The following is a 12,852-nucleotide window of genomic DNA, read 5'->3' on the forward strand; positions in this document are numbered from 1 at the left end:
GCTTCTTAAGTCTCTTTGGTAAGCCCGAAAGCTCACCGACAAAGCCGCTCGCCACGTTTCTCTTTCTTCAAATATTCAATTGTCCAAATAACCGACGGCAAAACCGTCACAAATCCTCTCGCGGCCAATCTCTTTTCAAGTTCAGCCTGACTCAGCATTCCAGCCTGTCGGAAGATTTTCTAGAACCGTAAGCACCGCCTCAGCGCCGCCCCGTCGTTCGGTGAGGCGGCTTATAGACCCCAACTCTCCCAACCGTCAACAACCAACATCAAAAAAAATGACATTTTTGTTAAGTGATTGGTTTTTAAAACCTTTTTGAAAAGATGGTGGAGAGGCCGGTTGAGAGCGCTCGGATCATCCTTCTTGGACAACGTCTGCTTCGCCTTCAATACGCCATGTTCTACACGGAGGCTCGAGTGTGAAGAAGAGCGCTGTCGGCGTCCGTGGAAGCGTCGTGACGGTACATGGTGACGCCTCGCGGACGAATGCTGATTTGACACGCGCTTCGAATTTCGGCACATGACTTGTACCAATTGCGACGTCGGCACATCGGGCTTAAGACCACAGGCATATGAAAGAAAAGAAAAATCCTGCGCGCTCGTTCGGCAGAGGAACGCCGATTGTCGTGGATGGCAAAACGCCGCCCGCCAGGCGCGACGTCTCCATCCGATGGCTCGCGGGCGCGTGCCTTACGGGACTGACCAGCACCGCGCTGATGGCAATCGCCCTTTCGGCGGCCGTGGACGGTCGCGAGCGCCTCGCGACCCCCGCCTCGGCCTTTGCCAAGACACCTGCCGCGGGCGCTGAAGACAGCGCGGTCAGGGGCAGTCGCCTCGTGCCCACCACGGTGATCGCCAAACCGTCCAACCGTCGTGTCCTGCAGGTGCCGACCGCCGTGCGCCAAGGCGATCGCGACGTCATTCACTATGAGCCCTTCTCAGAGGTGCGGATGGCGCTCGCCGCCAATTACGGCAAGACGCCGGACTACCCGGCCTTCGACCCTTTCGAGGTGTTTTCGACCACGGAGCGCGCAGGCCCGCCGCTCCGCACGGCCGATGTGATCTACGATACCGATGTCGAGGGCGAGGTCGAACTCAAATTCACCCCCTTCCCCGCAAACAAGCCGGACCTGCCCTTTGCCACCGGCCTTTCGACCGACGAGATCGAGGAAACCATCCTCGCCAACGAGACCATGCTGCAGAACAGCGTGGGCGATCTGTCGATGCTGAGCTATGTGGATCCGGACCGTTTCGAGCCGGAGCAGATCATGCTGCCGCTGAAGCCGGCCATGGCCGCGCAGATCGTTGACGAGAATGTATCGGTGAGCGCGCTGCAGTCGGTCTTCACCCAGGATTTCAATGACGACATCCTGCCCGTCCGCCAGCAGGTGGGCGTGGAGGCCTTTCTCGTGGCCGCCGGATATCCTGCGCCCCTTGCCGCGGAACTTCGCCGCCTGGTTGAGGAAAGCACGGATTCTCCGATGCTGAAGTCAAATGACATCCTGCGCATTGGCCTGATGCGGATGGGCCGCAACATGCGCGTCGTACGTCTCAGTCTTTACCGGGGCGGCGAGCATGTGATGACGATGGCCCTCAACGACAAGGGCCGCTTCGTCGAGGGCGTGGAACCGCCGATGAGCGAAGCCGTTGCCAACGCCTCGGCTGACGAGACCGATCTTCTGCTCGGCACCACGCAAAAGCCTGTCAGGGTCTATGACGGCATCTTCCGCGCCATGATGACCTATGGGCTCACCCAGGACATGGCCGGACAATTGATCAATCTTCTGGCAAGCAAGGTCGATCTTCAATCCATGGCCTCGCCGGACGACCAGCTTGAACTCTTCTTCTCCGACGCCGACCCGAACGGAAAGGCGACCGCGACCTCGGAGCTTTTCTATATCGACGCGAAGATCGGCGACGAGACCATCCAGCTTTATCGCTTCTCGGACCCGAAGACCGGCGCCGTCGACTTCTATGACGAAAACGGCCGCAGCATCCGCCGCTTCCTTTTGCGCAACCCCGTGCCGAACGGCAAGTTCACCTCAGGCTTCGGAATGCGCCGCCATCCGGTTCTCAAATATGCCCGCATGCACAGCGGCGTGGACTGGGCGGCGCGAACCGGCACGCCGATCATCGCCGCAGGCGACGGCGTTGTCGAAAAGGCCGGTTGGTCATCCTCCGGCTACGGCAACCAGACGATCATCCGCCACGCCAATGGCTACGAGACGTCCTACAACCATCAGAGCAAGATCGCTCCCGCCGTCAAGGAGGGCGCACGCGTCAAGCAGGGACAGGTCATCGGCTATGTCGGTGCGACGGGTCTCGTCACCGGACCGCATCTGCACTACGAGGTCCTGGTCAACGGAACCAAGGTTGATCCGATGAAGATCCGCTTCCCGAACTCGGATGCGCTGACGGGCGACAAGCTCGCGCGCTTCGAATCCGAGCGCAGAAGGATCGATGCACTGCTCGGCAATGAAAGCTCGGCGCAGGTGGCTTCGAACAGGGGCAACTGAGGCTGCAGCCCTACCTGTGCCTGTAGAGCAGTTCCGCCTCTCGCGGAACTGCAGGCCCGCTTCATCTATTCGTCTCGGCGTATTTTCGCGGTCACCAGATGTTTCCGCCTGACTGCCCAATACTCTTGCCACAACTGGAAAAGGCCGCCCCGGGAGGCGGCCTCTTGCTTTTCTTAGGCCATTCTTGATCAGGCGACGTCCTGAAGACGCCTGCCCAGCGAGAACAACAGGCGATCCGATCCGGCATCGACCTTCACATGGGCGCCGTCGGAAATCTCGCCGCCGAGGATCTTCTCGGCCAGCGGGTCCTGAACAGCCGTCTGGATCACGCGCTTCAAGGGGCGTGCGCCATAGGCCGGGTCGTACCCCTTCTCGGCGAGCCAGTCGCGGGCCTCCGGCGTCAGGTCGAGCACGATCTTGCGGTCCGACAGCAGCTTTTCGAGCCTGCCGAGCTGGATATCGACGATGGCGCCCATGTCTTCACGATGCAGCCTGTGGAACAGGATGATGTCATCGACACGATTGAGGAATTCCGGCCGGAACGATGCCCGGACGACCTCCATCACCTGCTCGCGCGCCGCCGAACTGTCCTCATTCTCGCCAAGCTGGGTGAGGAATTCCGAACCCAGATTGGAGGTCATGATGATGATCGTGTTGCGGAAGTCGACCGTGCGGCCCTGACCGTCAGTCAGCCGCCCATCGTCAAGAACCTGCAACAGCACGTTGAAGACATCCGGATGGGCCTTTTCGATCTCGTCGAACAGGACCACCTGATAGGGTCTCCGGCGCACGGCCTCCGTCAGAAGACCGCCCTCGTCGTAACCGACATAGCCGGGAGGGGCGCCGATCAGCCGGGCCACGGAGTGTTTCTCCATGTATTCCGACATGTCCATGCGCACCATCGCCGTCTCGTCGTCGAAGAGGAAGCGGGCGAGCGATTTCGTCAGCTCCGTCTTGCCGACGCCGGTGGGGCCTAAGAACATGAACGAGCCGATCGGCCGGTTCGGATCCTGCAGGCCTGCGCGCGCACGTCGAACGGAGCGGGAGACCGCCTGCACGGCGTCGCCCTGGCCAACAACCCAGCGGGCCAGTTCGTCCTCCATCCGGAGCAGCTTCTCGCGCTCGCCTTCCAGCATCTTGTCGACCGGGATACCGGTCCAGCGGGAGACGACCTGCGCGATATTGTCAGGCGTGACAACCTCCTGAAGGATGGAATCGGTGACCGTATTGTCCTCGGATTCGGCCTCGGCCAGTTCCTTCTCCAGCTTCGGGATCGTGCCATAGGCAAGCTCGCCGGCCTTCTGGTACTCGCCGCCGCGCTGGGCGATCGCAAGTTCGTTACGGGCCGCATCAAGCTGCTTCTTCAGATCGGCTGCCTTGTTGAGCTTGTTCTTCTCCGACTGCCAGCGCGCCGTCAGCGTATCGGCTTCTTCTTCCAGAGAGGCGAGTTCGCCCTCCAGCTTGGAGAGCCGGTCCTTCGACGCCGTGTCCGTTTCCTTCTTCAGCGCCTCGCGCTCGATCTTCAGCTGGATGATCCGGCGGTCGAGCTCGTCAAGCTCTTCCGGCTTGCTGTCCACCTGCATGCGCACGCGGCTCGCCGCCTCGTCCATCAGGTCGATGGCCTTGTCCGGCAGGAAGCGGTCGGTGATGTAGCGGCTCGAAAGCGTCGCGGCTGCCACCAGCGCGCTGTCGGAGATGCGCACCTGGTGGTGCTGCTCATATTTCTCCTTCAGGCCGCGCAGGATCGAGATCGTGTCCTCGACCGTCGGCTCGTCAACCATGACAGGCTGGAACCGTCGGGCAAGGGCCGCGTCCTTCTCCACATGCTGGCGATATTCATCAAGCGTGGTCGCGCCGACACAATGAAGCTCGCCACGGGCAAGAGCCGGCTTCAGCAGGTTCGATGCATCCATCGCGCCATCGGCCTTGCCGGCGCCGACCAGCGTGTGCATCTCGTCGATGAACAGGATGATGTTGCCGGCTTCGGACTGAACCTCGTTCAGCACCGCCTTCAGCCGCTCCTCGAACTCGCCGCGATATTTCGCACCGGCAATCAGCGCGCCCATATCGAGCGCCATCAGCTTCTTGTCCTTCAGACTTTCCGGCACATCGCCATCAACGATGCGCAGCGCAAGGCCTTCGGTGATCGCCGTCTTGCCGACACCGGGCTCACCGATCAGAACCGGATTGTTCTTGGTCCGGCGCGACAGAACCTGGATCGTGCGGCGGATTTCGTCGTCACGGCCGATCACAGGGTCGAGCTTGCCGTCACGGGCGTCCGCCGTCAGGTCGCGCGCATATTTCTTCAGCGCGTCATAGCCTTCCTCGGCGCTGGCGCTGTCGGCGGTGCGGCCCTTGCGGATTTCGTTGATGGCCTCGTTCAGCCCGTTCGGCGTCACGCCGGCACCCTCGAGCGTCTTCGCGGTCGAGGCGGATTTTTCGATCGCCAGCGCCAGCAGCAGCCGCTCGACGGTAACAAAACTGTCGCCCGCCTTCTTCGCGGCTTCTTCCGCCGTGTTGAAAACCTTTGCCAGCGGCTGCGACAGATAAATCTGGCCGTTGGCGCCGGAAACCTTGGGGATCTTGGCAAGAGCCGCGTCATTGGCAAGGCGCGCCTTCTTGGCATCGCCCCCTGCCCGCTCGATCAGCGAGGCCGCCATGCCCTGCTCGTCATCGAGCAGAACCTTCAGCATGTGCTCGGCGCCAAACTGCTGATGATCCTGGGAAAGCGCATAGGTCTGCGCCGACTGCAGGAAACCGCGCACGCGTTCGGAATATTTTTCGATGTTCATGTCTTCGCCTCCATTCCTCGTCCTGACCTTTTTGAAGCGACAGGACGATGACCTAGATAAACCCCCTCTTAAAGGCGGGTCCTGATAGCGCGGCGTTAGCGCCGCTCAAGGTCAGATATGGGTGCAGACAGGAGGGCTTTAAAGAGGACCGCCGGAGAATTTGTTGCTGATATGCAACACCGACTAACCCCTTCAGCTATGGGCAAAAATGTCGGTTTCCTCCCAGCCGAGAAGGTCGAGCTTGGCCCTGGTCGGCAGGAAATCGAAGCAGGCGCCGGCGAGCGCCATCCGGTCCTCGCGCATCAGCCGTTCCATCAGCTTGTCGCGCAGGCGATGGAGGTAGAGGACATCGGAGGCGGCATAGGCAAGCTGCGCCTCGGAGAGCGTTTCCGCCGCCCAGTCGGAGGACTGCTGCGCCTTGGAAACGTCGACCTCCAGCATTTCCTTCAGATTGTCCTTCAAGCCGTGGCGATCCGTATAGGTCCGCGTGAGGCGCGAGGCGATCTTGGTGCAGAACACGTTCTCGGTGGTGACCCCGAACGTATAATAGAGAACGGCGATATCGAAGCGGCCGAAGTGAAAGATCTTCTGGCGCGAGGCGTCGGCGAGCATGGCGCAAAGGTTCGGCGCTTCCTTCTGCCCGGCAGCGATCTGGATGATATCCGCCGTCCCGTCGCCCGGCGAGATCTGCACCACGCAGAGACGGTCGCGACGCGGCACCAGACCGAGCGTTTCGGTGTCGATGGCGATCGCGCCGGTATAGCGGGCGGCATCCTCGGCCGGAATGTCGTGTTTGTGGACGCGGATCTCGTCTTTCATCCGTTCTTCTCCGTGGGCTTTCCTGCTTCGTTCTCCCCGGGTCATAGCGGATCATGGCAGAAGACGATAGAAGAAAAGCCCGCGCCCGGCGTGATTGGCCGGCGCCGGCAGGCGTTGTGCATGCGCCGCGGAATGGCTATCTGGAGACACGTTTTGAGGAAAGCGAAAGGCGAGGCGATGAGAGGCAAAAGGATGATAGCGCCGGTCTGTGCGCTCTGGAAACGTCACCGAGGCCTTTGCATTGCCTTTGTCGTCACGGCCTTCATCACGCTTGTCTTCGCCCTGCAGTTCATCCTGTCCGTCTTCTACTGGCGCAATCCGGAAAACCGCAACCTCGAACTGAAGGGCTGGATGACGCTTGGCCATGTCGCCATCGTCTACGACATCCCCGCGGAAGAACTGGCCGAGGAACTCGATCTTCGGCCCGACAGCCGCAGCCGGCGGATGATGCTCCGGCAGATCGCCCGCATCAAGGGCATCTCGCTTGAGGAGCTGGAGGACGAGATCGCCGACGCCCTTGATGATTACGAGGACGAAAAGGCCGAGCGCGATGAGTGAGCAGCTACTGGCGCTCCTGCCGGTCTACGGCGTGCCCGTGATCGGCTTTGCCGTTTTTCTGGCCTGTTGCGGCATTCCGCTGCCAACGGCCGTGATCATGCTGTTCGGCGGCTCGCTGGTGGCAACGGGCGACCTTTCCTTCTGGGCGGTCTACCCGGCCTGCGTCGGGGCGGCCTGCGGCGGCGACCAGGTCGGCTACTGGGCCGGGCGGATCGGCGGCACCGGCTATGTGGAGCGCTTCGCCGCGCGCGGACCGAAACGCCAGCGCCTCGTCGACCGCGCCCGCGACTATCTGGAACGCAGGGGCGTCATCGCGATCTTCATCACCCGCTGGCTTCTGGCGATGATCGGGCCTTACATGAACCCGGTCGCAGGCGCCGCCGGCATGCGCTGGAAACTCTTCATCGCCGCCGCCATCCCCGGGCAGATGCTCTATGTTCTGATCTATACGCTGCTCGGCCTGATCTTCTCCCACAACATCATCGCCGTGGCCCAGATCGTCGGCAATGCCAGCGGCTTCCTGGCGGCGGGCGTAGTGACGCTGGCGCTCTTCTGGTACATGACCCGCGTCCTGCATTTTTCCTTGAAAAAGCGCCGCCGGCGTTACCTGAAACCGCGCGGCCGGCGGAACCGGCATTGAGGCGGAAGCGACCGTCGCAACGCTTCAAAGCGTCATCAAAACGCAGTCAAAACGTCACGCAGTTGTAATGCCGCGGGACTATCGCGAATGCGCAGCTATCTTCACACACTCTTTTACCAAGAGGTTTTCATGCGCGCACGTCTCGCACTTCTCGCCGCCGCGACCTGCCTTGCCGGCACGGCCCAGGCCGCCACGATCTATCCCCTCGACCGCGCCACCATCCTGGTCGGCTCGCCCTTCGACTTCAAGGTCGAACTTGATTCGGTCTATGCCGCCGGTGACATCGAAGTCACCGTCAACGGCGAAGCCTATTCGGATGTCTTCGGCAACGAAGCCGAATTCGTAGCCGACGAAAAGGGCAAGGACGGCGCGAGCCTCGGCTCCGCCCTGATCCTGCGTGATCTCGCCCTCGGCGAGGCCGGCGACTACACCGTTGCCGTCAAGGCCGGCGACGAGACGAAGGAAGTCACCTGGACCGTCTATGACACGCCGGAAACGCCCAAGGCCAAGAACATCATCTTCTTCGTCGCAGACGGCATGTCCATGGGCCATCGCTCGGCGGCCCGCATCATGTCCAAAGGCATGACCGAGGGCAAGGCCGACGGTCGCCTCAGCATGGACGACCTCGACCACATGGCAACGATCGGCACCTCCTCGACCCATTCGGTCGCGACCGACAGCGCCAACACCATGTCGGCCTACATGACCGGCCACAAGACCCGCGTCAACGCGCTCGGCGTCTATGCCGACCGCACGCCCGACAGCCAGGACGACCCCAAGGTCGAAACCATGGCCGAGGCGCTGCGCCGCCAGACCGGCAAGTCGATCGGCGTTGTCTCCACCGCCGAAATCGAAGACGCGACGCCGGCCGCCGTCGTTGCCCACACTCGCCTTCGCGCCGACAAGGCCGATATCGTCGGCATGTTCTACGACGTGAAGCCGGAAGTCGTCCTCGGCGGCGGTTCTGCCTACTTCCTGAAGTCGGACGTCCCCGGCTCCAAGCGCAAGGACGACAACGACTATGTCGCCATGTTCCAGGATGCCGGCTACACGGTCGTCACCTCCGCCGACGAACTGGCTTCCGCCGAAAAGACGGAAGACGGCAAGCTGCTCGGCCTGTTCCACACCGGCAACATGGATTCGACGCTTGACCGCAAGTTCCTGAAGACCGGCAGCGTCGACAAGTTCCCGAACCAGCCCGGCCTCGTGGACATGACCACGGCGGCAATCGACCAGCTTTCCAAGAACCCGGAAGGCTTCTTCCTGATGGTCGAGGCCGCCAATGTCGACAAGATGTCGCATCCCCTCGACTGGGACCGCGCCGTCATCGACATGATCGAGTTCGACCAGGCCATCGGCGCCGCCATGGAGTGGATGAATTCCAATCCGGACACGCTGATCGTCGTCACCGGCGACCACACGCATGGCTTCTCCGTCATCGGCACGATCGATGATGACGTCGATGCCGAAGAGATGCGCGACAAGGTCATGACCTATGACGATGCCGGCTTCCCGAACTACACGGATGAAGACGGAGACGGCTATCCGGACAAGATCGACGTCTCGCGCCGCCTCGCCATGTTCGCCAACAACTTCCCCGACTATTACGAGACCTTCCGCCCGAAAATGGACGGTCCGTTCGAGCCGGCCGTGAAGGACGAGAACGGTCGTTACGTCGCCAACGAAGCCTACAAGGACGTTCCCGGCGCGGTTCTGCGCACCGGCAACCTGCCTTACGACGCCTCGACCGGCGTCCACGCCGTCGATGACGTTGTCCTGCAGGCAACCGGCCCCGGCGCCGAAGGCTTCAAGGGCTATATGGAACAGTCCGACGTCTACGAAGTGCTGGCCGATACCTTCGCCCTCGGCAATAGCCAGAAGCAGTAAGCGTCACGTTTGAGACGGGACCGGGCGGGTTTCGCCCAGTCTCCTCTACCCGAGAACAATGAGATGAGATTGATGACTGCTCGTCTACCCCTTTCCCGCCGCAGCCTGCTTGCAACCCTCGGCGCGCTCGGCTTCGGCCTTGCCTTCCGCCCCGCGCTTGCCGCCACGGCCGAGTTGAATTTCGACGAACTCTACGGCTCCTTCAGCCCGCTCGGCCTCGAATTCTCCGACAAGGTGAAAGAACTCACCGGCGAAAAAATCGCGATCCGCGGCTTCATGGCGCCGCCGCTGAAGGCCGAGGCGCAGTTCTTCGTGCTCTCCGAAATTCCGATGACGCTCTGCCCGTTCTGCTCGTCGGATGCAGACTGGCCGGAAAACATCGTCGTCGTCTATCTCGACAGGAAACAGACCTTCGTCCAGCCGAACCAGATGATCGAGGTGACCGGCACGCTCGACCGCGGTTCCTGGGTGGATCCCGAAACCGGTTTCGTCAGCCAGCTGCGCCTGAGAGACGCGCGCTACAAGACCGTCTGACCCGCCGCGCCCGCAAATCCGAAAGCCGCCCCCATGCTGCCCCTTCGCCTCGAAGATGTCGCCGTTTCCTTTCCCGGTCTCTCCGCGCCGGTGCTCAGCATTCCCGTTCTCGAGATCGCCCCAGGCGAGCGCGTGGCCGTCACCGGCCCCTCGGGCTCCGGCAAGAGCACGTTCGTCAACATCATCACCGGGCTGGAAAAGCTGAAGACCGGCCATGCAAGCTGGGGCGACACCGATCTCGCCGCGCTTCCCGAAGGCAGGCGCGACCGCTGGCGCGGCGAGAATATCGGCCTGGTGATGCAGGACTTTCATCTGTTTCCCGGGCTCTCCGCCTATGACAACGTGCTTCTGCCGGCCCGGCTCGCCCATGCCGCCGACCGGTCGCGTCTTGAGCGGGCGAAGGCGTTGCTCGAGACCGTCGGCATCGCCCGTCACGATCAGAAGGTCGAGACCATGTCGCGCGGCGAGATGCAGCGCGTCGCCGTTGCCCGCGCCTTGCTGCGCGAACCCGCCATCATCGTCGCCGACGAGCCGACCGCGAGCCTTGACAGCGATGCAGGCGCGATCGTCGGCGAGCTGCTTCTGGAGCTTGCGAAAAGCCTCGGCAGCACGCTGATCGTCGTCTCCCATGACGAGCGACTGGTGGCGCCCATGGCCCGCAGGATCTCGCTCCTCGCCGGCGCGATCGCCGCTGACGAACGGAAGGACTGAGCCATGTTCCGCTTCATCTTCTCCGATCTGAAAAGACTGTGGGCCGGATCCGTCGTCATCGTGCTTCTGATCGCCCTTGCCACCGCGCTCGGCGTCACCATCACGCTGCAGGAGCGGGCGCTGCGGCTCGGGTCTGCCCGGGCGTCGGAGAAATTCGACCTTGTCATCGGCGCGCCCGGCAGCGAGACGCAACTGGTGCTCTCCTCCGTCTTCCTGCAGCCTTCCGACCTGCCGCTGATGGATGGCGACCTTCTGCCCGAGCTCAACGCCGATCCGCGCGTTGCCTGGGCAGCGCCGATCGGCTTCGGCGATTCCTATGCCGGATACCCGATCGTCGGCACCACCACGGCCCTCATCGAGGCAACCGTGCCGGGCTTTGCCGAGGGCGGGATCTTCGTCCACGAAGGCGACGCGGTGATCGGCTCGGCCGTTGATCTGGCCGTCGGGTCGGAAATCAAGCCGATGCACGGCGCGGCGGAGACCGGCGGACACACCCATACCGAGCTTGCCTATCACGTCACCGGCAAGGCCGAACCCACCGGAACGCCGTGGGACCGGGCGATCCTCGTTCCGATCCAGGCGGTCTGGCATATCCACGGCCTCGGCGGTGATGACCTCCACGAAGAGGAAGCCGCGGACCACGACGAAGCCAATCATGATCACGGCGCGGATGACCACGCCGACGACGAACATGACGAGCATCATCACGAAAGCGTTGAGGCCGCGGCGCCGATCAACGAGCACTGGCAGCGCGGCGAAACGCCCGGCCTGCCGGCCATTCTGGTGAAGCCGAAATCGATCGCCGATGCCTACCGGTTGCGGCAGGACTACCGCGAGGCCGACGGCACGGTCGCGGTCTTCCCGGCCGAGGTTCTGACGCGCCTTTACGCCACGCTCGGCGATGCGCGGCAGGTGCTGACGGCAATCGCCATCGGCGCGCAGGTGCTGGTCGCAGCCGCCCTGATGCTGGTGACCGTCATCCACGTCTCCCAGCGACGGCGCGAGATCGGCGCGCTGAGAGCCTTCGGCGCACCGCGCGGCGCGGTCTTCGCTATTGTCTGGGTCGAACTGTTCTCGCTTGTCGGTCTCGGCATTGCCATCGGCTATGGCGCCGGCTTCATCGCGGCACGGATGATCTCGCAATCGATCATGGCCGAGCGCGGCGTCAACATGCCCGTCGGCTTTGTCGGCTCCGATATCGCGAACGCCCTTGTGCTGCTGGTTGTCGCCGCCCTACTTGCCGCGCTCCCGGCCTTCCTCGCCTATCGCCAGCCGCCGGCCGCCGCTCTCAAGGGGTGAGACGCGGACAGGGCCTGAGGGCGCCGGCAACCCCTCAGGCTTGACACCCCTGGCAATGCGGAACATTTTCGCCGGAGCGGCGCTCCTGCTTCCTCCCGCCCGGCCGCTTCCTCGCGAAAGCCTGTCATGTATGAGATTTTCAACAACGTCATCCCGATCTTCTCCCTGATCTTGATCGGCTGGGCGGCGGTTCGGCTGCGCTATATGAGCGCCGACAATGCCGGCGTGCTAACGAGCTTCGTCTTCAAGATCGGCCTGCCGCTTCTGCTCCTGCGCACGATTGCCAGCGCCGATTTTCACAATACCGGGCCGGTGAAGATCTGGATCGCCTATTTCGGCGGCGTCGCCGTCGCCTGGACGGCGGCGGCCCTGATCTCCCGGATCGTCTTTCACCGCGATCATGCCTCCGCCGTGATCATCGGCCTGTCGGGCACCTTTTCCAATATCGCGCTTCTGGGGATACCGCTCGTCAGCCATGTTGCCGGCGATGCGGCGCTGGTGGCGCTGTCTCTGGTGCTCGCCATCCACATGCCGGTGATGATGGTGACCGCGACCGTGCTGGTGGAACGGGCGAAAGCCCATGAGGGCGGGGCAATCAGCAACCCGGCAAAGGTATTCGCCACGATCGGCTACAATCTCATCACCAGCCCGATTGTCATCGGCCTTGCGGCAGGCGCGCTGATGCATCTCTTCGCCATTCCGGTCGAGGGTCCCGTGGGCACGGTGATCAACATGCTCGCCAGCATGGCTGCCCCGGTCGCGCTTGTCGCCATCGGCATGACGCTGACGCAATACAAGGTTGCCGGCAATGTCGGCCTGTTCTCGACGATTACCTTCATCAAGCTGGTGCTGATGCCGGGCACCGTGTTTCTCATCGCCACGGCGCTCGGCCTGTCGCACTCGACGATCGCCGGCATCGTCCTGACCGCCGCCGCCCCCTCCGGCGTCAACGCCTTCGTGCTCGCCAACCAGTTCGGCACCGGCAAGAATATCGCCGCCTCAACGATCACGCTGACGACGGCGCTCGGCGTTCTGACGGTCAGTTTCTGGGTTCTGCTGCTCGGCTATTGAGCAAGAAAAAGGCGGGACCGAAAGCC

The 12,852-nt window shown here is 62.8% G+C and carries 10 protein-coding genes; 8 read left to right on the plus strand and 2 right to left on the minus strand.

From position 1 onward, the window contains the following. The first annotated feature begins 571 nt into the window (after positions 1-571). Entirely contained in the window at positions 572-2,515 is a 1,944-nt protein-coding gene (locus GGR30_RS11300) for a M23 family metallopeptidase (RefSeq protein ID WP_183486307.1), read from the plus strand. 188 nt (positions 2,516-2,703) lie between these two features. On the opposite strand, the gene clpB is transcribed toward GGR30_RS11300, so the two are convergent. Together clpB and GGR30_RS11310 are read right to left on the minus strand one after the other, a co-directional pair. After that, positions 2,704-5,307, minus strand: a complete 2,604-nt coding sequence (gene clpB, locus GGR30_RS11305) for an ATP-dependent chaperone ClpB (RefSeq protein ID WP_183486309.1) — start codon at positions 5,305-5,307, stop codon at positions 2,704-2,706. Positions 5,308-5,499: 192 nt separating this feature from the next. Beyond that, positions 5,500-6,126 (minus strand): ribonuclease D, encoded by a 627-nt coding sequence (locus GGR30_RS11310; protein ID WP_183486311.1) that lies wholly within the window; start codon positions 6,124-6,126, stop codon positions 5,500-5,502. A 177-nt stretch (positions 6,127-6,303) separates the two neighbouring features. Here GGR30_RS11310 and GGR30_RS11315 point away from each other — a divergent pair, with 177 nt between their 5' ends. The 7 genes from GGR30_RS11315 to GGR30_RS11345 all read left to right on the plus strand — a co-directional run bounded on the left by GGR30_RS11315 (position 6,304) and on the right by GGR30_RS11345 (position 12,826). Continuing rightward, on the plus strand, positions 6,304-6,684 hold the full coding sequence (locus GGR30_RS11315; protein WP_183486313.1) for a hypothetical protein: 381 nt from the start codon (positions 6,304-6,306) through the stop codon (positions 6,682-6,684). Next, complete coding sequence (locus GGR30_RS11320; RefSeq protein ID WP_183486316.1) at positions 6,677-7,324, plus strand: DedA family protein; 648 nt, start codon at positions 6,677-6,679, stop codon at positions 7,322-7,324. The genes GGR30_RS11315 and GGR30_RS11320 overlap by 8 nt, the downstream gene beginning before the upstream one ends. Before the next feature lie 129 nt (positions 7,325-7,453). Then, complete coding sequence (locus GGR30_RS11325) at positions 7,454-9,211, plus strand: alkaline phosphatase (protein ID WP_183486318.1); 1,758 nt, start codon at positions 7,454-7,456, stop codon at positions 9,209-9,211. Positions 9,212-9,283: 72 nt separating this feature from the next. Beyond that, on the plus strand, positions 9,284-9,745 hold the full coding sequence (locus GGR30_RS11330; RefSeq protein WP_425488356.1) for a hypothetical protein: 462 nt from the start codon (positions 9,284-9,286) through the stop codon (positions 9,743-9,745). 33 nt (positions 9,746-9,778) lie between these two features. After that, on the plus strand, positions 9,779-10,456 hold the full coding sequence (locus GGR30_RS11335; RefSeq protein ID WP_183486322.1) for an ABC transporter ATP-binding protein: 678 nt from the start codon (positions 9,779-9,781) through the stop codon (positions 10,454-10,456). 3 nt (positions 10,457-10,459) lie between these two features. Continuing rightward, positions 10,460-11,755 (plus strand): ABC transporter permease, encoded by a 1,296-nt coding sequence (locus GGR30_RS11340; protein WP_183486324.1) that lies wholly within the window; start codon positions 10,460-10,462, stop codon positions 11,753-11,755. A 126-nt stretch (positions 11,756-11,881) separates the two neighbouring features. Further along, positions 11,882-12,826, plus strand: a complete 945-nt coding sequence (locus GGR30_RS11345) for an AEC family transporter (protein WP_183486326.1) — start codon at positions 11,882-11,884, stop codon at positions 12,824-12,826. Positions 12,827-12,852: the final 26 nt, after the last annotated feature.

This window comes from Martelella radicis (assembly GCF_014196625.1).
GTDB classification, from domain to species: domain Bacteria; phylum Pseudomonadota; class Alphaproteobacteria; order Rhizobiales; family Rhizobiaceae; genus Martelella; species Martelella radicis.

What these genes read in the sequence shown, in the direction of transcription:
- GGR30_RS11300 (WP_183486307.1), top strand. Translation starts at nt 572, where the DNA reads ATGAAAGAAAAGAAAAATCCTGCGCGCTCGTTCGGCAGAGGAACGCCG.
- clpB (WP_183486309.1), bottom strand. Translation starts at nt 5,307, where the DNA reads ATGAACATCGAAAAATATTCCGAACGCGTGCGCGGTTTCCTGCAGTCG.
- GGR30_RS11330 (WP_425488356.1), top strand. Translation starts at nt 9,284, where the DNA reads ATGACTGCTCGTCTACCCCTTTCCCGCCGCAGCCTGCTTGCAACCCTC.
- GGR30_RS11325 (WP_183486318.1), top strand. Translation starts at nt 7,454, where the DNA reads ATGCGCGCACGTCTCGCACTTCTCGCCGCCGCGACCTGCCTTGCCGGC.
- GGR30_RS11320 (WP_183486316.1), top strand. Translation starts at nt 6,677, where the DNA reads ATGAGTGAGCAGCTACTGGCGCTCCTGCCGGTCTACGGCGTGCCCGTG.
- GGR30_RS11315 (WP_183486313.1), top strand. Translation starts at nt 6,304, where the DNA reads ATGAGAGGCAAAAGGATGATAGCGCCGGTCTGTGCGCTCTGGAAACGT.
- GGR30_RS11345 (WP_183486326.1), top strand. Translation starts at nt 11,882, where the DNA reads ATGTATGAGATTTTCAACAACGTCATCCCGATCTTCTCCCTGATCTTG.
- GGR30_RS11335 (WP_183486322.1), top strand. Translation starts at nt 9,779, where the DNA reads ATGCTGCCCCTTCGCCTCGAAGATGTCGCCGTTTCCTTTCCCGGTCTC.
- GGR30_RS11310 (WP_183486311.1), bottom strand. Translation starts at nt 6,126, where the DNA reads ATGAAAGACGAGATCCGCGTCCACAAACACGACATTCCGGCCGAGGAT.
- GGR30_RS11340 (WP_183486324.1), top strand. Translation starts at nt 10,460, where the DNA reads ATGTTCCGCTTCATCTTCTCCGATCTGAAAAGACTGTGGGCCGGATCC.